The sequence below is a fragment of the Nocardia cerradoensis NBRC 101014 genome (assembly GCF_000308535.1).
Lineage (GTDB): Bacteria > Actinomycetota > Actinomycetes > Mycobacteriales > Mycobacteriaceae > Nocardia > Nocardia cerradoensis.
This window is the reverse complement of the sequence record NZ_BAFW01000249.1, coordinates 1-21,735: the sequence shown is the minus strand read 5'-3', so window position 1 is coordinate 21,735 and position 21,735 is coordinate 1. Positions and strand designations below refer to the sequence as shown.

Below are 21,735 nucleotides of genomic sequence, written 5' to 3'. Positions count from 1 at the left end.
GTCGGCGCGCCGGCCGAACGGGCGGGCCAGCAGGACCGCGATGGCGGTGGTCAAGGGAACCGACAGCGCCAGGCAGATGCCGCCGACCGCGGACCGGGTGATTTCGATGGCTACCGCGTCGCCGGTCAGCACGTCGCGAATGGAGCGACCGGCGACGGAGAACATCAGCAGTAGCGGCAGCGCGCCGCCGGCATAGGCGAGGACCAGCGTGTAGACCGTGCTGGCGATGTGGTCGCGGCCGACGCGCATGGCAGCCGCGAAAATCTCACGCCGCGATGCCTCTTCGTCGAGGGCGGCGAGTTCGAAAGCGGCCGAGGCCTGGGTGATGGTGACGTCGTTGAGCACACCGAGCGAGCCGATGATGAAGCCCGCGAGCAGGAGGCCGGTAATGCTGACGTGCTGGATATAGGTGGCGACGTTGGTGTTCTGCTCCTCCGACAGACCGGTCAGATGAGTCACCTCCAGCGCGACCCAGGACAGCACCGCCGCCAGCACCATCGCGCTGAGCGTGCCCAGCAGCGCCGAACTGGTCCGCAGATTGACGCCGTGCGCCAGATACAGGACCGCGTAGAGAATCAGCGCTCCCGACACGAGGGCGACCGGCAGCGCCGGTTTCCCGTCGAGCAGAGCGGGCAGCAGGAATACGACCAGCACCCCGAACGCGAACACCAGGCCGAGCACCGCGCGCAAGCCGCGCCACCGCGCCACCACCACGATCACCGCCACGAAGACGAGCGTGATCAGCAACAGCGGCATTCCGCGCGAAAAGTCGTCGAAGGAATAGATGGTGGTGCCGCTCGGATCGTCCTGCCGAACCAGCCGAATGTGGTCTCCGGCGTGCAAATCCGGTTGTCCCGGTCCGGGCGCGATTTCGAGCAGCGTCCGGCTGCCTTTGTTCGGCCCCGAATCGATCGAGACCAGGCTGCGCTGGCAGGTATAGGAATTCGTCGGCGGCGGCTGTGGAGTATCGGGAAAGGCCCGCCCGTTCGACGGACTACCGCACGGCCCCATATCCTGCATCGCCACGGTGCCGGCCTCGGTCTGCACCGCCCCACCGCCGCCGTTCTGCATCGGCAACGGAATATCCACATGCTGCCGACTGGGCCACAACCAGATCATGGCGATCACGACGATCACCCCGATAGCGGTGAGCACCCCCACCACCACCCGAGCCGCCGTAGCCCCGATAGCAAGAGGCCCGGAATGGTCATGATGGTGATGATGATGCTCGCTCACCGCAGCGAGCTTAAAGGAAGTTATTTTCAACAGCAGCTTGTACCACGTCTCCGCGTACTTTGGCCGTATTCAAACCGCACACCTGATCACGCAAGAACATGGGTAACTCACCGGGCACGGGCTGACAGAACCAAATCGACCATCCGCCGCCCGCCAACGCAAAGAATCCCCGCACCTGAACCAGGCCTGAATACGCGGAGAGGCGGGACAGGGGAGCGGGCGGCGGAGAGCAGGGGGATGTCTCCGCCGCCCGAAAGGGATCCGACGGCCCAGGGGGGGTAGGCGGTCGAATCCAGGGCCGAGCGGCCCAGGGGGGTAGGCGGCTCGGCCGGGCACTGTGAGTGCCGAGGACTACTGTACACAAAAGTTCGAAGTTTGCGCCAGTGAAGTCTTCAAAAACCTACTTTTCCAAACTCCCGGTTTGTTTTGGCTCGTCCAGACCCCGACTTACTGGCGATAGCTGGAGAGGAAGTTGCCGAAGCGCTCGATCGCCACGGCGAGGTCCCGGGCCCACGGCAGCGTCACGATCCGCAGATGGTCGTGCTGCGGCCAGTTGAAGCCGGTGCCCTGCACCATCAGGATCTTCTCCTGAAGCAGCAGGTCGAGCACCAGTTTGCCGTCGTCGTGGATCTCGTGGACCTCGGGATCCAGCCGCGGGAACGCGTACAGCGCGCCCTTCGGCTTCACGCACGAGACGCCGGGGATCATATTGAGCTTCTCCCAGGCCACATCGCGCTGCTCGAGCAGCCGCCCGCCGGGCAGGATCAGATCCTCGATGCTCTGGTAGCCGCCCAGCGCCACCTGGATCGCGTGCTGAGCGGGCACGTTCGGGCACAGCCGGGTGGAGGCCAGCAGGTCGATGCCCTCGAGGAATCCGGCCGCGTGCTCTTTCGGGCCGGTGATGACCAGCCAGCCGGACCGGTATCCGGCCACGCGATACGCCTTCGAGAGGCCGTTGAAGGTGAGGCACAGCAGGTCGGGAGCCAGGCTCGCGAGCGAGATGTGCTTGGTGTCGTCGTAGAGGATTTTGTCGTAGATCTCGTCGGCGAGCAGCAGCAGCTGATGCTTGCGAGCGAGGTCGACCAGCTGCTGCAACACCTCCGACGAGTACACCGCGCCGGTCGGATTGTTCGGGTTGATCACCAGCAGGGCCTTGGTCTTGTCGGTGATCTTGGATTCGATATCGGCCACATCCGGCTGCCAGCCGTTGGATTCGTCGCACAGGTAATGCACGGCGGTGCCGCCGGCCAGGCTGGTCATGGCGGTCCACAGCGGATAGTCCGGGGCGGGGATGAGCACCTCGTCGCCGCTGTTCAGCAGGGCCTGCATCGTCATCGTGATCAGCTCGGAGACGCCGTTGCCCAGATAGACGTCGTCCACATCGAACTCGGGGAAGCCGGGGACCAGCTCGTACCGGGTCACGATCGCGCGGCGCGCGGGGAGGATGCCCTTCGATTCGGAGTAGCCCTGCGCGTACGGCAGCGCGGCGATCATGTCGCGCATGATCACATCCGGCGCGTCGAAACCGAACGGTGCCGGATTGCCGATGTTCAGTTTCAGGATGCGGTGGCCCTCGGCCTCCAGTCGTGCCGCATGTGCGTGCACCGGCCCACGGATTTCGTAGAGAACGTTCTGGAGCTTCAGGGACTGCTCCAGAACCCGGGGCGGCTGATGCGGTGAATGACTGGTAGGGCTCACCTGTTCAATGGTGCCACCGCCCCGCAACTCCATATCCGAGGCATCGCCACCACGCCACATCGGCGTTGTGCCGGTCACATCGGGCGCGGCGGGACCGCCGTTCAGGTGGACGGATTGGCCGGCAGCATCCCCGTGGCGACCGTGGTGCCGCAGAACTCCTCGATCCGTTCGTCCAGGCGGCGCGCCTCGACCGCGTCGCGGAAGCGCGGGGTCGCGATGCGGCGGCGCAATCCGGTGAGCCGTTCCTCGAGTTGCGCGATGCGGCGGTCCTCGGAGAGTTCGAGTACCGGACTCAGGGCGTCGCCGGCGCCGTCGAGACTGCCGTTGATCAATTGGGCCGCCGCGTTGTCGACCCGCGCCAGGGCCTCGGCGCCGTAGGACCGCTGTTCGCGCGGACCACCGCTGTACAACTCGATGGTGCGCAGGGTTTCGGCCAGCGCCGGCTCGGCCTGGCCGAGGTGGATGTACGTGGCGCCCGCGTAGTAATGGCTCTTGGCCTCCGGGAAACCGAAGACGCCGCCGGTTTCGTCGTGCAGTTCGTCGGTGCCGGTACCCGTGCGCGCGGCCTCGGCGGCGCGGATGCAGCGTTCGGCGTCGGCGGCGCTACCCAGTTTGGACCAGATCCGCGCCTCGATGTTGTGCAGCCGGACCTTCGCGGTCACCGAATCCGCGTACTGCTGACCGTTCTGCGCCAGTGCCACCGCCCGGCGCGGCCGTTCGGACCAGTATTCGATCAGTGCCTGCATGCCACGGGTCCACGCGCGTAATCCGTTGTGGCCGCATAGTTCCGCGTACGCCCAGGCGGCGCGGGCCTGTTCCCCGGCGGCGTCGAGATGTCCGAGATCGGTACTGGCGTTGGCCAGCAGACCCGACAGCGTGCCGGCCAGCAGATACAAATGGCTTGTGTCCGCGGGCTTCTGGTGGCCCTCGAGCAACCGGTACACCCGCCGGCGCACCCGCAGCATCTCCACCATCATCGGAACCGGCGGCACGTGGACGTACTCCCTGGCGATGCGGGTGGCATCGGCGTCGAGTTGTTCCAGCGCGGAGGCGCCGACATTACTCGCCTCGGCGCGACCGGCGTGCTCGCTGGCTTCGTGGGCAGCCGCCATGATCAGATCCCTCTCCGAAATCTCGGCTAACGCATCACCTCTCATCGCACCGGCGTCTACGAGTGCCAAAAGTTCCGCGTCGCTCGAATACTTGCTGTGCGCCGAATGACCTTGACGCACCTCGAATTCCGGTCCCGGCCGATCGATGACGGGCTGATCGATCATGGCCGCGAACCGTGCCCGCACGACTTCGTCGGACCTGGCGAGTGATGTGTCCAGCGCGGCCTGGTTGACCGGGCGCGGATGCACCCGGGCACCGCCCGCCTCCCATTTCGACACCAGGCGTTCGTGAACTCCCAGATGGGCCGCGAACTCCCTGATGCTCATGCGTTTGGCATCGCGGAGGGCACGGGCTTCCTTACCTGACCACTGCCGGACCACGATGTCCCCTTCCGCGCGAACTCGTCTCCAGAGTACGAGCGGACGGTGAGCACGGCCACATCCGAAATCGAGCTGGTACACGGGAATTGGCTGGTCCCGGCGGTTTGGGCAGTGAAAGGGCAGTGCAGAGCGCGCGTGGGGGCGTTTCGGAGACCTCGCAGTGGCGGGAGCCTTGAAGATATCGAGGGAGTCGCCGTGAAGGTCGGGAAACTGTGAACGTCGAGAAGCTCAGAACCGCCGACGACTGGGTGATGTTCTATCGGCATCACGCCGGTCTGACATGTATCCAGCGTGGTGGATTCGTCACGCTGCCGGTGACCGGCACCGTCGGTGTCGTACATCTGCCGGCCGACCGCGCCGAAGCGGTGTGCCGATCCCTCACCGAGCACGGCGGATGCGGGCCGGTACTGGCCCGGCGCGTGCGGTGGAGCTTCCTCGTGTTCCCCGACAGCCGGCCCGGCGGGCAGGTCGCGGACATTCTGCAGCGTCTCGATATCGGCATCCCGGCCGTCGGCGGCGAGATCATGATGCCCACCAGCCTGGGCCGATGGACCCGCGAGGGCTGCCACTGGATCGTGGCGCCGGGGTCCGGCCTGGAACTTCCACCCCTTTCGATAGTCGTCACGACGGCGCTGGCGGTGGGAAGAGGCGGCGAGGACTGAACCCGCAGACCGGTCCTCGCCGCTGCCGATCCGGGTCCGCCTCGTTACCTGTCGGGGCGGACCCGGATTCGGAACACGGGTGCGAAATCAGATCCGGAACGCACCTTCTTCAGATTCGACCCTTTTGTGACATGAAGACGTTTAAGATTGCCGGATGAAGCTCCAGCGCCTTACCGCGATATCCGCACTGGTCGTCGGCGCCGTCACCGCCGGAACCGTTGCCGCGCACGCCGAACCGGCCGCCGCGCCCCAACCGGCCGCGATCAAGTACTCCATGAAACTCGTCGACAAGACCGTGGTGACCACCCTGCAGGGCGGCACCTTCCGGATCGCCGCGGACGACAAGTCCTTCGCGATCACCGATCCCCACGGCGCCACCGTCGTCTCACTCCCGACCGAAGTGCGCGTCGCCGGGACCGAGGTGCCGGTGAAACCGGTGGTGAAGAACGACGGAACCGTCCTCGAGTTGACGCCGCAGCGCACTGTCACCGTCGACAAGCCGGTCACCGTCCAGCCGATCGCCTCGCCGATGGAAAACCATCGCGCGATGAACGAATTCGAAACCAACTTCGGTGTCGCGACCGCCGTCGGCACCTTCCTCGGCACCGCGGTCGGCGCCATCGTCGGCGGTGTCACCGGCTGCATTCTGGGCTTGCCGCTGCTGGGCGTCGGCTGCATTCCGGCCGCGGTCGCGGGGGCCGGCATCGGCGGTATCCTCGGCACCATCGCGATCGGCGGACCCGCGCTGGCGATCACCGGCTTCGACGTGATCGGCACGCTCTCGGCCGCGCCGGGCACGACGAAATGGGCCGACGACAAGTAGGTCCGACCCGGCGGACCGTGTTCCGGCTGTGCCGCAACCCGATTCGCCACACCGCGCATTGTGAGAGCCCCCAGGACTGGGGGCTCCTTCCCCGGTGGGGGTGCGCGTAGCATCGACCCGCCTGCGTGGCCGAAAGCGCTGAGCTCCAAGCGAATTCACCGCAAACCCGCAGGTGTGACGGCGCTCGTCGAGGGGGCGAGCGCCGAGATTCGATGACGGAATGGAAATATCGATGAATCTCCGCAGCCTCACCGCGGCCTCCGCGCTCACGATCGGCGCACTGACCGCCGGGCTGACCACCGCCCACGCCGACCCGGCTCCCACGCCGGAGCAGACCGGGATCAGGTACTCGGTCAAACTCGTGGACAAGACGGTCGTCACGACCTTGCAAGGGGGGACCTTCCGGCTCGCGCAGGACGAAAAGTCCTACTCCGTCACCGATTCCCACGGTGCCACCGTGGTCTCGCTGCCCACCGATGTGCGGGTCGACGACGTCGCCGTTCCGGTGAAGCCGGTGGTGAAGAACGACGGCACCGTCCTCGAACTGACGCCGCAGAAGACGATGACCACCGACCATCCGGTCGCCGTGCAGCCGATCGCCTCGCCGCTCGAGAACCAGCGCGCGATGAACGATTTCTCCACGCAGTTCGGAATCGCCACGGCCGTGGGCGGATTCGTCGGCACCGCGATCGGCGTCGTGGTCGGCGGAATCACCGGCTGCATCCTGGGCCTGCCGCTGCTCGGTGTGGGCTGCATTCCGGCCGCGATCGCCGGCGCCGGTGTCGGCGGCATCCTCGGCACCATCGCCGTCGGTGGCCCGGCACTCGGCATCGCGGGTCTGGACCTGATCAACACCCTGCAGGCCGCCCCCGGAACCAGCAAGTGGGCCAAGGACTCCGCGGGCAACTAGGGCGTTACGCCATCGAAGGCCGGCCGCTCGAGCAGCGGCCGGCCTTCGGCGTGACAGGCGAACCCGCCGCAAACCGACGACGTCTCGAACCGATTGCCGTCCTCGGCAGGGAGTAGGGAATACGACGTAGGGGCGCCGCCGATGTCGGCAGCGCCCCTACGTGGTGTGGCGAACTTACTTCTTGCGGCTGCCCGGGGCCTTCGCTCCGGACTTGAAGCCCAGGCCACCCGGCTTGGCGGTCGGGGGCTGGACCTCACCGTTGCCGCCGTCGGCGGATTCGGTGGCGGCCGCCGGGGCCGACTTCGGTGCCTCCGATGCGGAAGCCGACTCGGTTGCCGGAACCTCGGGCTCGGCTGCTTCGCTGCCGGCCGCGTCGGCCGGGGCCGCACCGTTACCCGATTCCGTTGCCGCCGGGGCGGATTCGGCCGCGGGTTTCGCCGCGCCCGGGGCCTTGGGGCCGGGGCGCTTGAAGCCTGACTTCATCGCCAGGCCCTTCGGCGCCACCGTCGGTTTGGTCTCGGTGGGGCCGGTGGCAGCCGACGCGGTTTCCGCAGGAGCCTGCGCAGGCGTGGCCTCGGCGGCAGGCTCCTCGGCAGCGCCGGCCTCGGCTTCGGCCGGGGCTTCGTTCGCGTGCTTGGCGCCAGGAGCCTTGGCCTTGCCCTTCATGGCGAGACCCTTGCCGCCGGGTGCCTTGGCGGCGCCCTTCATGGCCAGACCGCCGGGCTTGGCGGTCGGCGCCGCCGGCCTCTCGGTGCTCTCGGCCGCCGGAGCTTCGGTAGCGGACGCCTCGGCCGCGGGGGCTTCGGCGGGCTTCGGGGTCGCCTTCGCGCCCGGTGCCTTGGCCGCGCCCTTCATGGCGAGACCCTTGCCGCCGGGTGCCTTGGCGGCGCCCTTCATGGCCAGACCGCCCGGCTTGGCGGCCGGAGCCTCCGCGGGTGCTTCCGTGCTCGCCTCGGCGGCCTCCGGCTCCGGAGTCGCCTTGGCGCCCGGTGCTTTCGCGGCGCCCTTCATGGCCAGACCCTTGCCGCCGCCGGGTGCCTTACCGCCACCCTTCATGGCCAGACCGCCACCGCCGGGTGCCTTGCCGCCGCCCTTCATCGCCAGGCCCTTACCGGCGGCCGGCGCGGCCTGCTCGGCGGGGGCCTCGGCCTCGGGCTCGGCCGTCGGTGCCGCTGTCGCTTCGGCGGCCGGTGCCGCGGTCTCGGCGACCGGTTCGGGAGCCTTGGGCTGCTGGATCACCTTCAGGTTCTCCGACAGTGCCGCCGGCTCGACCCGGTCGATCGACTGCAGCATCAGCTGCGCGACGTCCACGACCTCGACGCCCTGGCCGACCTCGCCGGAATCCTTGCGCGCGGTCACGCCGTCGGTGAGCATCACGCGGCAGAAGGGGCAGCCGGTGGCGATCAGCGACGGCGAGTTGCCGCCGTCCAGGGTGGCCAGTGCCTCGTCGGTCCGGTCGAGGTTGACTCGCTTACCGAGCTGTTCCTCCATCCACATGCGGGCACCACCGGCGCCACAGCACATCGACCGCTCGCCGTGGCGCGGCATCTCGGTGACGTTCGCGCCCGAGGCGGCCATCAGCTCACGCGGCGCGTTGTAGATCTTGTTGTGCCGGCCCAGGTAGCAGGGGTCGTGGTAGGTGACCTTCTCCGACACCGGCTTCACCTGGACGAGCTTGCGCTGCCGCACCAGCCGGTTGAGCAACTGGGTGTGGTGCACGACCTCGTAGGTGCCGCCCACCTGCGGGTACTCGTTGTTGAGCGCGTTGAAGCAGTGCGCACAGGTGACGACGATCTTCTTCTTCGACGGCTCCACACCCTCGAAGACGGAATTCAGCGTTTCGATGTTCTGCATCGCCAACTGCTGGAACAGGAATTCGTTACCCGCACGGCGAGCCGAGTCACCGGTGCAGGTTTCCTCCGCACCCAGCACCATGAATTTCACGCCGGCGGTGGCGAGCAGTTCGGCGACGGCCTTGGTGGTCTTCTTGGCGCGGTCCTCGTAGGCACCGGCACAGCCGACCCAGAACAGATATTCGTACCCGTCGAAACTTTCGGCGTCCTGACCGAATACCGGAATATCGAAGTCCAGCTCCGACATCCAGTTCAGGCGATCCTTGGCGTTCTGACCCCAGGGGTTGCCCTTGTTCTCGAGGTTCTTGAACAGACCGGCCAGCTCGGAGGGGAATTCCGATTCGATCAGAACCTGGTAGCGACGCATATCGATGATGTGGTCGACGTGCTCGATGTCCACCGGGCACTGCTCGACACAGGCGCCACAGGTGGTGCAGGACCACAGCACCTCGGGGTCGATGATGCCGTTGACATCCTCGCCGCCGACCAGCGGACGCTCGGCCTCGGCCTTGGCCGCCTCGGAGATCTTCGCCAGCGCGGCCTCGTTCGGCTTGCCCTCGGCGTCGACCAGGCCGACCTCGTCGCCGCCCATATCCTTGCGGCCACCGGCGAGCAGGTACGGAGCCTTGGCCGCGCCGTGGTCGCGCAGGGACATGATCAGCAGCTTCGGCGAAAGCGGCTTACCGGTGTTCCACGCCGGGCACTGGCTCTGGCAGCGACCGCATTCGGTGCAGGTGGTGAAGTCCAGCCAGCCCTTCCAGGAGAAGTCCTCGATCCGTCCGGCGCCCAGGGTGTCGGTATCGGGGTCGACGTTCTCCATATCCAGGGCGCGGCCCTTGGACATCATCGGCTTGGCCGCACCCAGGGCGACGCCGCCGTCGTCCTCACGCTTGAAGTAGATGTTGAAGAAGGCGGAGAACCGGTGCCACGCCACGCCCCAGGTGATGTTGCGACCGACGTAATAGAGGAACGCCATGCCCGACATCAGCTTGATGAACGCGAAGATCGACACCATGGTCGCGTTCGCGGGAAGCAATTCGGCGACCCGCATGGTGAAGAAGTCCGTCGCCGGATTGCCCTCGCCGTTCAGTGCGATCTTGCCGGCCTTGACGAAGATCATGCCGAGGCCTTCCATCAGCACGATCGCTTCGATCACATAGGCGGGCCCGAACTTCGAACCGCTGAAGCGCGACAGGCGCTGCGGCACCCGCGGGTGATTGAGCTGGCGAATGGTGATCAGCGTCAGGATGCCGACCACGGTGCCGATGCCCATCAGCTCGTCCCAGAAGTGGTACACACCCCAGTTGCCGATGATCGGCCAATGGAATTCGGGGTCGAACGTCTGCCCGTACGCCTCGAACCACAGGATGGCGCCGGTGATGAAGCCGATCATCACCAGCCAGTGCGCCCAGCCGACGGTGCGGAATTTGTTCATGCGGGTATGCGCGATGAACTCGACCAACATCGTCTTGAGGCGTGGGAAGAACGGTCGCCAGCGATCCGGCGCCGGCTGCCCGACCCTGATCGCGCTGAAGATCTTCCACGCGCCGCCGATGAACGACGCCCAGCACACCAGGCTGAGCACCGCTCCAATCGTGCCCAGCGTCACTGTCAGGGCATTCATGTCGCGACCTTCCTTCGGTTCCACGAGCATTCCGGCGACCGGGCTGGGGTCGCCGTTGGTTGCTCGTATCGTAACGGGCAGTAAGTTACCCGCCGGTAACTTATCTGTCCATCGTATGATGCACGAGTGGTCTATCCCAGGTTGTGGGGTCCAACCGTACTCAGGGTGTGACCGTTCTCACGTGGTGGCCTGCGGTTTTGGCGTGGTCGCGGTCGCCTGACACGGTAAATCCCGGCAAATCCGGTGTTCGAGCCAGGTCAGGCTTACTCGTCGTAAAGACGAACAGTTGGCGAATCGGTCCTTAATTGTTAGGGCACATAACAATTCTCGCTTTCGGTCGGTGTATTCGACTAAGCTCACTGCGTCCTGCTTGCTGTGTGCACCTTCACACTGCTCGGGGAGGTCCGTCAGGTTTGAAATCGGGATTGATGGCCTGATGGATGCGTGGGCTCTCGCGGAGAAGTTGCGTGCGGCAAACCCTGATGACGGATTGGAAACCGAATGAAGCTCCGCAGAGGTACTGCGGTCGCCGCTATGGTCATCGGCGCAATGACCGTGGCGTTGGGAACTGCCAACGCCGACCCTGCACCAGCCCCGGCTCCGGCCGCCGACGCCAAGCCGGGGATCGACTACTCCACCAAACTGGTCGACAAGACGGTCGTCACCAAGCTCAAGAACGGCACGTTCGAGCTTGTGGAGAAGCACGGCGCGACTCCTGATCAGAAACAGCAGGTCGTCGACATCAAGGATCAGGCCGGCAATGTCGCCCTGGAGATGCCGATCGACTACCGGATCGCGGGCGTTCAGATTCCGATCAAGCCGGTGCTCAAGGACAACGGCACGGTGCTCGAGCTGACGCCGGACAAGCCGGGCAATGTCGACCTGACCAAGCCGGTTGCCGCCGCCCCCGTGGCCGCGGTCGCCGACACCAAGGCCGACCAGCAGACGCCGATTCAGGCCGACAAGCCGGTTCTGGTCGCCAAGGACGTCGCCTCGCCGATCGAGAACCAGCGCGCGATGAGCGACTTCGCCACCAAGTTCGGTCTGGCGACCGCGATCGGTGGCTTCGTCGGCACCGCCATCGGCGCCGTGATCGGCTGTGTCGTCACGATCGTCGCGGGCTGCATCCCGGGTCTGGTCACCGGCGCGGGCGTCGGCGGCATCGTCGGCACCGTCGCGGTGGGCGGCCCTGCTCTCGTCGCCGCGGGCGTCGAGCTGGTCAACACCATGCAGGCTGCCGACGGCAGCACCCAGTGGTCGGATGCGGCCATGGCGGCCGCCAGCGGTCAGCCGCAGCAGGCCAAGTAATTCGCGGCACGGAGCCGGTGATCAGCCGGCTCCGGGACGTGTACGGCCCGTCTTCCTCGCGGAAGGCGGGCCGTCGTCGTTGGGTTGCCGTTGCGGCGGTCAGTCCGCGCGCATCCGCAACCGACCCGTGTAACCCACCTCGCCGAGCGGTTCCCCGAATTCCGCGAACGACCGTTCGGCGATTTCGAAGTGTCCGTCCTCGCGCACCAGAAGCACTGTGCTGCAGCGAGTTCCGTGCCAGTCGTTGGCGACGAACCGGGCCGATACCGACCGTTCCTGCTCCGGCGACAATCCGGTGTGCGGCAGTTCGGCATCGGGGGCGATGGCGCGGTCGGCCAAGACGTCGAAGTAGTCCTCCACCGTCGGCGAACCGACCACCGCACCCAGCGCGCGCACGCCGTCGCGCACCTTCGGCCACGCGGTGGCACCGGTGTCGGTGCGCACGTTGCTCTCTCCCACGATGCCCGTCGGCCGTTCGGAGCCGGGTGTGGCCGAGCCGAGCAGGGCGGCATTGGACAGCCCGTGCACCCCGGGTGGGAGGGCCAGCGGAGTGGCCTCGCTGCGATTGCTGTGCCACCACAGCGTCTGCAGATCGGAGACCACCAAGTTGTAACCGTTGTAGTCGTCCAGATCGGCCGCAGCGGTGCGAACGAACTTCTCCGGTGCCGCGGAGCCGGTCAGATAATCCATCAGCAGAGCACCGCGGGAGCGGACATCGGTGCGCTTCTCGGCCGGGCCACGCACATTGGTGACGGTCGCGACACGACCGGCCTCGGGCACGATTCCCAGCCAGGTGCCCGGCACACCGTCGGGTGCTCCGAGATCACGACCGGCCAGCAGATTCGGCCGCTCCGGCCACCACCGCATCGATTCGGTTGGGCGCGTGTAGAGCTCGTCCCGATTGGCCGCCACGATCAGCCGATACTCCGGATGCGCGCGCCACCCGATCAACACCAGACACATGACTCCAGCATGCACCAGCCGGGTGAACACGATATCGGGACGGCGGCCAGTGGACGGATCCGTCGAAGACTCCCGCAGAGACGGCTCCCGCAGAAACGACGAAGGCCCGGCATTTCTGCCGGGCCCTCGACGATGCTCGAAGTGCTCAGTTGGTGCGAACCCGCAGACCCGGGTTGTCGGAGAGCACCTGGTTCACCGGCTGCGCGAACAGCTGCGGCGCATCACCGGTCAGGGCGCCGATCAGGTTCGGGATCTCGCAGATCGGGTAGTCGGCCACCGAGGAGGCGCTGGAGATGCCCAGGGCCAGGGTGCCGGTGACGATCGGGCCGCCCGAATCACCCGGCAGCGCACAGATGTTCGCCGAGAACGACTGGGTCAGATCGCGGTCACCGACCTGGACGGTTTGATCCACCGCGTTCACCACGCCACAGCTGAAGCCGGTGCGCGAGCCCGACTTGCAGACCGGGGCGCCGACGACGGGGTCGGCCACACCGGTGATCGCGATCGGCGCGGCGCCCGGAACCCGAACGAGGTTGTTGGCGAAGCGATCCCGGCTGCCGGCGTCGATCGAGACGATCGAGTAGTCCTGGTTGCCCAGGATCGACTTCTGGAACGAGCCCAGCTGGGCGCCGATGTGGTTGCCCGGCAGCAGTTCGAACATGCCCGGCGCGTTCGCGGTACCGGCGGCCGGGATGTTCGGATCGCAGTGTCCGGCAGTGATGTTCACCGGGTTGCCGTTGCGGTCCTCGCCGTTGAACCCGGTGGAGCAGACCAGCTGCATCTTGCCGGCCACCGACGCGTAGGAGTCGCCGCCCGCGCGGGGCGCGTTGGGCTGCTCACCGGCGATCGGCTTCACCTGCGGGTCCGACTCCGGCGGGCCGACCGGGGGAGCGGCCATCACGATCACGTGCGCCGGGTCGACGAAGCCCGGCATCGGCACGCCGGCCTTGTCCACGCGCACCGCGATGCTGTTGTTGACGGTGTCGATCACGACACCGCGCACGGCCTGGGCGACACCCTCGGGCTGGCCCGACAGCCACTGCTGGAAGGCGTTCTTCTCGCTGCGCAGCACGGTCTGGCTCTTGGCCACGTCCTTCACACCGAATCCGGCGTCCTGAGCGGCCTTCTTCGCGTCGTCGAGGCCCTGGCCCGGAGCCAGCGCCACCACGGGCTTACCGGCGTCGTCGAGCCACGCGCCCGCGAACGCCTGCGGGAACTGACGCTGCGCGGTCGCCGCGAATGCCGCCACGTGCTGCGCCACATCGGCGCGGTGCAGATACTCCTCCGGCGAGATCTTCAGGTCGCGCTGTACCGCCGCCGCCAGCTCGGCGGGCAGGGCGGGCGCCGGGGCGGGCGCGGGGTCCGCGGAAGAGGTCGCCGCGAGCGGCCCGAGAACCAGAACCGCCGCCGAGGCGGCGACGGCCGCGCTGCGGAGGCGGGGGCGCGGGGCACGTCCCGCGGCGGACGAAAGTCGGATGCGTGGCAGGAGCATGAGGCGACTATATGGGGTTTGCGCGGCTATGCCTACTTGTCGCGGTCTTTGGCCGAACTCACACCCGGCATACCGGAAATCGATACCCGCTGTTCACCCGGCCCGGATCGCGCCGAGGGGCACGTCCGGCCTGCGAACGTGCCCCTCGGCGCAAGGAAAGGATCGTCAGCCCACGATCGGGCGAGTACGCACCGTGATGCCGGCACCCAGGCCGCCACCGGAATTGGCGTCGATATCGCTGAGGATCTGCCGGATCGGGATGCCCAGCGTGGCGGTGCCGCCGTACTGCGCCAGATCCATGTTGGCGGCCTTGCAGTCGGGTGCGTCGGCGGCGTTGGAACCGCTGGTGATGCCCAGTGCGAGGGTGCCCGAGACGATCGCGCCGCCGCTGTCGCCACCGAGGGTGCACGCCGAGCTGGCGAAGCCGCGCACCGTCTTGGATTCGCCCGCGGCGGTGAACAATGCCGTCTCGACCCGGTCGGCGACCACGAATCCGCAGGTGAAGGTGGACGATTGGCCCGACTTGCAGATCGGGGCGCCGGTGATCGGCTCGGCGACTCCGGTCAGGGTGAGGGTGGTGCCGTTGGCGCCGCGCACCGAGGGCTGGTCCATCCCGGCGGTGATCGCGCGTTCGTTGAGCTTGATCACCGAATAGTCCAGTCCGGTGCTGCCACCCAGCTGCGCCTTCACGAAGGTGCCGAATTGCGGGCTGGCCTTCAGGTTGCGCAGGTTCGGCAGGTAGACCCCGGCCTCGGAGTCGCCCTTGCCCACATTCGGATCACAGTGTCCGGCACTGATGTTCAGCGCGTTCCCGGCGGCGTCGATGCTGTTGAAGCCGAAGGAGCAGACGTCCACCGACTTCAGCGCCGAATCGTCGAGGGAGGTGGGTGCGCTGATGTAGGTGTCACCGGCCATCGGGCGGCGCTCGACCGGGCCGCCACCGTCGGGCGAGAGCACGACCTTGACGTTGGCGATCAGCGTCGGAAGGTTCAGCAGGTGACCGGCCGGGGTGTTCGCGACGCTCAGCACCAGCTGGCTGTTCAGGAAATCGATGGCGACCGAGTTGATTCCGGCCGACAGCTCCCGCGGCAGCCCGCCGATCCACTGGACGAGCTGGTCGAGTGAGCTCTCCAGATTGTCGGCCGAAATCGGCGCCAGGCGAGTCTGATATCCGGCGGAGTTCGCGATGCGCGCGGCGTCGAGCGAGGTCACCGCCATCACCGGCTTACCGTCGGCGCCGAGCCAGGCACCGGCGAAGGCCTGCGGGTGTGAGGACCGGAAGTCACGGGCGTAGTCGCGCAACTGCTGAGCGCGGGCGGCGCGGTCCAGATACTCCGCGGGCGACATCTTCAGATCGCGGCCGATGGCCTGCACCAGTTCCGGCGGCAGCTGGTCGGCCGCCGACTGGGCGGGCGCCGGGTCGGCGAGCGCGGGCGATGTGGCGATCCACGGGCCGAGCAGAAGGGTCGAAGCGAGGGCGACAGCAGCGGTTTTCATGGACGCGCGTGCCACCGAGGCGCGTCCGATCGTGGCGCGACGCGCCGCCAACTTGCGCATGGAGTCCCTTCGTCAGGCACATACGTGCCGGCCACCCGTGGGCGGTAAACCATTGGGTGGCAACAGCCCTCGACCATCAAGCAGACCGTCCGCCCGGTGCAAAGCCCGGTACGACCGGTCAGCGCATCACTTTAGGGCACAACGGCGTGAGTTTCGCTACGAAATCATCACGGAGTTGGCGGACTACTGCACCTGGAAGCCCGGCAGCGGCAACTCCGGCAGGCCGCCGGGGGCGGTCGTGGTGGTCCGCGGTGTGGTCGTCGGCCGCCTGGACGTGGTCGTGGGCAAGCTGGGCGGCGCAGTGGTCGGGGTGACGGCCGGCGGCGGGGGCGGAGGCGTAGGCGTGGTCTCCGTGGTGGTTTCGGGATATTCCTGCGGCTGCTGCTCGACCGTGGTGGGCGGTGGCGGGGGCTGGACCGTGGTCGTCACCGGTTGCGTGCGGGCGTCGGCCTGCCCGGAGACGTCGGATGCGGGCACCTGCGTCGGGCTGCTGTCGCGATACATCAGCGCTACGGCGATCCCGCCGACGACCAGGCCCACGACGGCCGCCGCCGCGGCGATCAGCAGGGGTATCCGACGCTTCTTCACCGGTTCGGGGGGTGGGGCCACCTCCGCCGCCGGAACGGCCACGGTCGGGGTAACGGGGGCGGGCGGGGGTTCGACAGCCGGCACGGCCGCCGAATAGGCCTGCATGGTGGCGTCGGAGGCCTGGACCGCGGGCAGCACATCGGTGACCACCAGCGCGTTCTCGGCGCGCGCGGGATCGGGCGGAGTGGTTCCGGCCGGGGTGGCGAGCACGGCGGCCAGGGCCGCCCGGGCGGCATCGCGTGCGGGCCCGCGGCTGTCGCCGGCCGCGGGCAGGTCGGCCTCGCTGACCAGAACGACCGAGCGCAATCCGAGGTAGTCGAGGGCCTCGCGCAAACCGCGCACATGTTCGGCCGGCCAGTCACCGGGGTGGGTGGCGTAGAACTCGGCCGGGCCGTTGAGATGTTCGGCGGCCAGGTTGATCAGGCAGAACATCGCGGTCGCCACCAGATCCTCGGCGCGGTAGGCCTCCCCGTCGTCGACGGTGATACCGGCGGGATCGCCGACCGCGCCGACGAATCCGGTGATCGAGTGGGTATGTCCGGGCGGCGCCTCACCGCCGAGTGCGGTGTCGCCGTCGTCGGACATGTGCAGCACCGACTCGCGCGCGATGTACAGGGGTTCGGGCGTCTCGTCGGTCTCGCCACCGCTGGTGACGATCGCCGCGACGCATTCGTCCTCGGCGATCCGCAGGCCCACCCCTGTGGCCATCCTCAATACCTCGCTTCGGTGTCTCGAGCGCGCCGATCACACGAGTAACGAACCGTGTCCCATTGCGCGGAGCATCGACAATAACTCCGAGCGCGACCCGGCTCCGATCCGACGCCGGATCCGCGCGACATGATGCTCCACCGTCTTCGCGGAGATGTACAGCCGAGCGCCGATTTCGCGGTAGGTCAGGCCCAGCAGGACCAGTTCGGCCACTTCCCGCTCGCGTTCACTGAGGACCGAGGCGGCCGCCGGTTCGGGGGTCGTCGCGGCGCGCGGGGCGGCCGGGGCCCGCTCGGGCGCGGCCGAGGGCCGGGAGCCGGTGCGCACCGTGCGGGCCAGTTTCAGCAGGGCCGTCGCGGTGGCCGGATCGCCGGCGCTCAACGCCGCCTCACTGGCCAGCCGGGCGGCATCCCAGACCATGCCGATCGCGGCCAGTCGTCGCACCGCCGCCGTCACCCGATCCTCGGCGACCTCACCGCGCAGCACCAGCACCCAGGTGCGCCCCGCGTCGGCGAGGATCGCGGCATGCGGATCACCCGCCTGCGCAGCCGTTTTCAGCAGTCGAGCGGGCGGCATCAGTTCGTCCGGGCGCTCGTGGGCGATCGCGGCCTGAATCTCGTACCAGTGGAACACATTCGCCCAGGCGGGGGGATTTCCCGCGCTGCGCAACACATCTCGCGCCGCCTCCACCAATCGGGCTATCCGCTCCTGTTCACCGAGGCGGATGGCGGCCAGCCACAGTTCACCGATCGGCAGCAGGGCGGGCAGGTCGGCGTCGACCTCGTCGAAGGTCGGGTAGGCGGCCTCCCAGGCGCGCAGCAGGACACCGTGATCACCCGCGCGGCGGGCCAGCCCGACCAGGACGCCGTGCGCGAGCAGCCGATCGCGCGGCGGCAGGGCGGTGGTGTCGACGGCCGCGACCGTCTTCACCGCGGTCTGTTCGTCGCCGCCGAGCATCGCCGTCCAGGCCGTCAGAACCTGGATCTGCGGATCCTGCGGATCGGTGCCGCGCAGCGCGTCGGCGGCGCGGCGGGGCTCGCCCATGCTCAGGCACAGCAGCGTCGCCAGCGCGACCGGAGCGCACGGCAGCATACGGTCCTCCGGCGCCGCGGTGCGGGCCAGCTGGATCAGGGCGGCCGCGGCCGACGTCGCGGCACTGCGGGATTCGCCGGTGATGCTCTGCGCCAGCGCGGTCGCGAACCGGCCGGTGCGGGCATTGGTCTCCGTGGGCGGCCACTGTGCCGCCGAACCCGACACCGCCTGCGCGTCCCCGACCGCTCCCGCGAGGTGGAACACCGCCGCGGCGGTCGCCCAGTCGGCGCCGGTACGGGTCGTGCCGAGCCAGGAATACAGCTGTACCGCGCGGCCGATCAGTCCCCGGCGAGCCTGGACGCTCGCGCAGATCCGTACGGCGGCGGCCAGTTCCGCGGGTGCGGCGTCGGTGCGCGCGAGAACGGGTTCGGCCAAGCGCAAGGCGGATTCGTCGTCGCCGCCGAATACGGCCGCGGTGGCACGGGGGACGGCGATTCGCTGCGCGTCGTACCCACTGGCCACGGCGGCGGTGTAGTAGCGACTCGCCTCGCCGCCCGCGTTGTCGGCTGCGGCGCGAAGGAATTCGGCGAGCCGCTCGTCGCGGACCCCGGATTCGGCGAGCTGCAGGGCCGTGTGGTCGCGCAGGAGCCCGGCCTCGAGGCGGGCGGTGAGCAGGCGGCGCTGAATCGAGACGAACCGGCGTTCGCCGACCAGGGTGCGCAGCGGTTCGATGGCGGGACTCAGCAACAGGTCGGCGTCGGTGATCAGGGCCCCGGCGCGGGCCCGGTCGACGAGTCCGACCGCCGTCGCCTCGTCGGTGCCGAGCACCTCGGCCAGCTCGCTCGGATCGAGGCCGGCACCGGTGGTGGCGACGGTCAGGACTTCGAGCAGTTGCGGTTCGGTGTCGTCGAGAAGCGTTCGGGCCCACGAGGTCACGGCCTGATCGACCGCCTCGATTCCGCCCTCGAGCCGGGTGGCGCAGGCCGCCGTGAGCGCCGCCACCACACCGCCGGGAATGCCGCCGGTGTTCCGGTGGACGTGGTCGGCGACCGCGGGCGGCACGGTCATCCCCAATTCGCGGGCGAACGGAGCGATATCGGCGGTCCCCAGCGGGCGCAGTTCGACCACCCGGCCGCGCCGCGACACCGCGTCCGCCAGGGCGCGCAGGGCGGTGTCGTGCGGTTGCGGCCGGGTCGCGACGATGATCGTGCGCGAATCCGATTCCACGGCGGCACAGAGCTTTTCCAGCTGCAACTGGTCCAGGGTGTGCGCGTCGTCGACGACCACGGCGGCGCGGGTATCCGGCGGCGTGGTCGTCGCGCTCACATCGTCGAAGCAGCCGATGCCGCTGCGCCGCAATCTGTTTCGAACGGCGGCGAGCAGCGTGGACTTCCCGGTGCCGCACCGTCCCCGAATCAGGTAGACGAGCGGATCCGGCGAGCCCGAATCCAGTTCCCGGAGAATCTCCCGCGCGCCCGGAATGGCGCCGAATGCGACCGCGAGGTTGCCGACCACTGTCACCGATCCTCAGTTGCCTTTGTGGGGCAGCACTTGGCCTGGGAGCTGCACGGCCGTATCGACTGCGTTACCCGCCTGATCGAGCCCGTTGTTCAAGACATTGCCCAGGGAGCCGCCGGGAGAGCTCGGCACCGTGGGCTGGGAGGGAGCCGACGGCGCCGACGGAGTCTGCACCGGCACCTGTGGCGGGGCCTGCGGTGCGGGGCTGTTGGGCGCGGGGGAATCGGGCGCCGGGGAATTCGGCGCCGGAGCGTTCGGCGCGGGTGCCGCGGCGGATTCGGGTGCGGGCGCATTCGCCGCCGCGGAATTCGGCGCGGGCGAGTTCGCCGCCGTGCCCGCGGCCGGGGTCCCCGGGGAGTTGTCGGCGCTCGTGCCGGTGTGGTTCGTGCCGGTGTGGTTCGCGGCCGTCACCGGGTTGCCCGCCGTCGGATGCGCGGGGTCGGTGGCGCCGGCCGGGGCGACCCCGGCCGAGGTCGACGCCGCCTGAGCCGCGGAGGTCGCCGCCGCGGGCGAGGGCGACGAGTTCGAGGGACTTCCCGCGGTGCCCAGCGCCAGGGTGCCGGTGGCGACCGCGCCCACGGCGATCGCGGCGCCGGCGATGAAGGCGACACGGCGCCACCGGCTGGTTCCGGACGGCGCGGTGTCGGCCGGCGGCGGTTCGACGGTGGCCCGGTCGCCGAGCGAGGGCAGGGCCGTGGTCGTGGCGCCGTCGGAATCCGGTTGCGGCTCAGCGAAATCGGGTTCGTAATCGGGTACGGCCAGGGCCGCGGCATGACGCCGAGATTCGGTGTACAGGTCCGCGGCGAGCAAGGTCGCTCCCCGCGCGCTGAGCGAACCGGGATCGGCGACCGGGGCTATCGGAATCGCGAACTCGCCAGAGATCAGTTCGGTGAGCAGGCCGATCGATGCGCCGCCACCGGTGAGCAGAATCCGGCCCACCTGGTCGATGCCCACCCCCGCGCGCCGCACCGCCTCGTGCACGAGACTCAGCGAATCGACGAGCGGACCGCGGAACAGATCCTCCACGTCGTCCCGGACCAGGCGCACATCGCGCGCGATACCGGCCAGGCGGACCGGGACCACCGTGGCGGTGTCGGTCGAAAGCCGGTGTTTCGCATCGGCGCACCGGTTTCGCAGTATCGACAATTCGCGTTCGACAACCGGGTCGAACGGATCGAAATCCGTTTCTCCCAATGCATTTGCCAGCACGTAGCGCATCGTCAGCAGATCGAATTCGGCGCCGGAGACCTCGGTGGAGCGAACCGGTTCGCCCAGGAGTCCCGAGTGCGGACCGGAACCGACCACCGAGACCGTGGTGCCGGTGGCGCCGGAGTCGTAGACCACCACCGGGGTATCGGCCGGGAAGGGCGTGCTCGCCTCGAGCCGACGGAGCGCGGCGAGCGGTTCGGCGACCAGCACCACCGCGTCGGCGCTCACGCGGTCGAGTGCGCGGCGCTGGGCCTCCACGATATGTGGCGGCCACCACGCCGGCACCGTCGCGACCGCGGAATCCGGATCGAAATCGGCGACGACCTGGGAGATCGTTTCGGCGACCAGATCGGCCGCGGCGACCGAGGAGCCGTCGGGCAGGAGAATATCGACCGGATCGCCCACGCGGGACAATAGATTCTCCGACAATTCGGGCGCCGATCCGAAACGGTGGCGACGAATGTGAACAGAGACATTTTCCGGGTCGGCGCTCGCGGAAGTGGAGCCGGTCGCGGCAACCGTGCGCGACGACCCGACCGTGATGCCGAGCGTCAGGCCCTGAGTCATTCGAGAACCCCTGTCGTTGGTATTTGCGGTCGTCACGAATATCGAGGGTCGTCACGATCTATCCCACTGTCGGTTGCCAGGGGGCCGTCGTTACCGCTGATCCGGAAGGTTCGGGGAAAGTCCCCTAATGCTCCCGAATCCCCTATCGGCGCCGATACGGAAATCAGGGGATTCGCCCCGTTTCGCGTAACGCCGGAGGTTCTTAGCGTGAAAGGCAATTCGACTGCTGCGGATCGACACGATGGTCCGCCGATCCAGGAGACGATCCGCGATGACCCCCAACGCCATTCTCGAATTCATCCTCAACCTGTTGCGCGACCACGAGGCCGCCGTCGGTTACTGCACCAACCCGACCGAGTCGCTGTGCGCGGCCGGGCTGGAGGCGGTGACGCCGGAAGATATCGCCGCCGTGGCGCCGATGGTCGCCGAATCCGCCCTGGTCACCGGCGGCTCGCAGCTCGCCGCCATCGTGGCGGCCGGGGGCGGGGCGGCCG

Annotated in this window: 15 protein-coding genes; 5 read left to right on the top strand and 10 right to left on the bottom strand. The window is 68.4% G+C overall.

The genetic code is table 11. From position 1 onward, the window contains the following. From ON23_RS26355 to ON23_RS26345, 3 genes are all read right to left on the bottom strand, one after another. Positions 1-1,266: YibE/F family protein (locus tag ON23_RS26355; protein ID WP_373282253.1), on the bottom strand; the 1,266-nt coding region annotated here is incomplete at its 3' end. 417 nt (positions 1,267-1,683) lie between these two features. Continuing rightward, positions 1,684-2,943: a pyridoxal phosphate-dependent aminotransferase gene (locus tag ON23_RS26350; RefSeq protein WP_039781491.1), complete on the bottom strand. Its 1,260-nt coding sequence runs from the start codon at positions 2,941-2,943 to the stop codon at positions 1,684-1,686. Positions 2,944-3,035: 92 nt separating this feature from the next. Continuing rightward, positions 3,036-4,373, bottom strand: a complete 1,338-nt coding sequence (locus tag ON23_RS26345) for an NsdA family TPR-like regulatory protein (RefSeq protein ID WP_083904247.1) — start codon at positions 4,371-4,373, stop codon at positions 3,036-3,038. 266 nt (positions 4,374-4,639) lie between these two features. Between ON23_RS26345 and ON23_RS26340 the strand changes: the two genes are divergently transcribed. The 3 genes from ON23_RS26340 (at position 4,640) to ON23_RS26330 (ending at position 6,822) form a co-directional block, all read left to right on the top strand. Continuing rightward, complete coding sequence (locus ON23_RS26340) at positions 4,640-5,089, top strand: hypothetical protein (protein ID WP_039781483.1); 450 nt, start codon at positions 4,640-4,642, stop codon at positions 5,087-5,089. A 154-nt stretch (positions 5,090-5,243) separates the two neighbouring features. Further along, positions 5,244-5,912: a DUF8020 domain-containing protein gene (locus ON23_RS26335; RefSeq protein WP_039781482.1), complete on the top strand. Its 669-nt coding sequence runs from the start codon at positions 5,244-5,246 to the stop codon at positions 5,910-5,912. A 232-nt stretch (positions 5,913-6,144) separates the two neighbouring features. Beyond that, the gene (locus tag ON23_RS26330) at positions 6,145-6,822 is read left to right on the top strand and encodes a DUF8020 domain-containing protein (protein ID WP_039781481.1); all 678 of its coding nucleotides are present in this window, start codon (positions 6,145-6,147) and stop codon (positions 6,820-6,822) included. A 174-nt stretch (positions 6,823-6,996) separates the two neighbouring features. Here ON23_RS26330 and ON23_RS26325 read toward each other — a convergent pair whose 3' ends face one another. After that, a complete protein-coding gene (locus ON23_RS26325) occupies positions 6,997-10,299 on the bottom strand; it encodes a (Fe-S)-binding protein (protein ID WP_039781489.1) in 3,303 nt (1,100 codons plus the stop codon). Between the two features lie 549 nt (positions 10,300-10,848). Between ON23_RS26325 and ON23_RS26320 the strand changes: the two genes are divergently transcribed. Next, positions 10,849-11,607, top strand: coding sequence for a DUF8020 domain-containing protein (locus tag ON23_RS26320; RefSeq protein WP_223273269.1), 759 nt, complete (start codon positions 10,849-10,851; stop codon positions 11,605-11,607). Between the two features lie 99 nt (positions 11,608-11,706). On the opposite strand, the gene ON23_RS26315 is transcribed toward ON23_RS26320, so the two are convergent. From ON23_RS26315 to ON23_RS26290, 6 genes are all read right to left on the bottom strand, one after another. After that, positions 11,707-12,570 carry an NRDE family protein gene (locus ON23_RS26315; protein WP_039781480.1) on the bottom strand — a complete coding sequence of 288 codons (864 nt, stop codon included), beginning with the start codon at positions 12,568-12,570 and terminating at the stop codon, positions 11,707-11,709. A gap of 145 nt (positions 12,571-12,715) precedes the next feature. Beyond that, positions 12,716-14,062 (bottom strand): S1 family peptidase, encoded by a 1,347-nt coding sequence (locus tag ON23_RS26310; protein WP_051043397.1) that lies wholly within the window; start codon positions 14,060-14,062, stop codon positions 12,716-12,718. A 165-nt stretch (positions 14,063-14,227) separates the two neighbouring features. Beyond that, positions 14,228-15,619 carry a S1 family peptidase gene (locus ON23_RS26305; protein ID WP_083904246.1) on the bottom strand — a complete coding sequence of 464 codons (1,392 nt, stop codon included), beginning with the start codon at positions 15,617-15,619 and terminating at the stop codon, positions 14,228-14,230. A gap of 183 nt (positions 15,620-15,802) precedes the next feature. After that, a complete protein-coding gene (locus ON23_RS26300) occupies positions 15,803-16,915 on the bottom strand; it encodes a hypothetical protein (protein ID WP_039781479.1) in 1,113 nt (370 codons plus the stop codon). 36 nt (positions 16,916-16,951) lie between these two features. After that, on the bottom strand, positions 16,952-19,468 hold the full coding sequence (locus ON23_RS26295; protein WP_245556114.1) for a LuxR C-terminal-related transcriptional regulator: 2,517 nt from the start codon (positions 19,466-19,468) through the stop codon (positions 16,952-16,954). A 6-nt stretch (positions 19,469-19,474) separates the two neighbouring features. After that, positions 19,475-21,079, bottom strand: a complete 1,605-nt coding sequence (locus ON23_RS26290; protein ID WP_167331899.1) for an Hsp70 family protein — start codon at positions 21,077-21,079, stop codon at positions 19,475-19,477. A 433-nt stretch (positions 21,080-21,512) separates the two neighbouring features. Between ON23_RS26290 and ON23_RS26285 the strand changes: the two genes are divergently transcribed. Then, the coding region (locus ON23_RS26285) for an IniB N-terminal domain-containing protein (RefSeq protein ID WP_039781476.1) at positions 21,513-21,735 on the top strand (223 nt) is incomplete at its 3' end.

Coding starts and splice junctions, on each gene's coding strand:
- ON23_RS26345 (WP_083904247.1), bottom strand. CDS start 4,373: ATGAGCATCAGGGAGTTCGCGGCCCATCTGGGAGTTCACGAACGCCTG.
- ON23_RS26335 (WP_039781482.1), top strand. CDS start 5,244: ATGAAGCTCCAGCGCCTTACCGCGATATCCGCACTGGTCGTCGGCGCC.
- ON23_RS26330 (WP_039781481.1), top strand. CDS start 6,145: ATGAATCTCCGCAGCCTCACCGCGGCCTCCGCGCTCACGATCGGCGCA.
- ON23_RS26325 (WP_039781489.1), bottom strand. CDS start 10,299: ATGAATGCCCTGACAGTGACGCTGGGCACGATTGGAGCGGTGCTCAGC.
- ON23_RS26320 (WP_223273269.1), top strand. CDS start 10,849: ATGACCGTGGCGTTGGGAACTGCCAACGCCGACCCTGCACCAGCCCCG.
- ON23_RS26315 (WP_039781480.1), bottom strand. CDS start 12,570: ATGTGTCTGGTGTTGATCGGGTGGCGCGCGCATCCGGAGTATCGGCTG.
- ON23_RS26310 (WP_051043397.1), bottom strand. CDS start 14,062: ATGCTCCTGCCACGCATCCGACTTTCGTCCGCCGCGGGACGTGCCCCG.
- ON23_RS26305 (WP_083904246.1), bottom strand. CDS start 15,619: ATGCGCAAGTTGGCGGCGCGTCGCGCCACGATCGGACGCGCCTCGGTG.
- ON23_RS26300 (WP_039781479.1), bottom strand. CDS start 16,915: ATGGCCACAGGGGTGGGCCTGCGGATCGCCGAGGACGAATGCGTCGCG.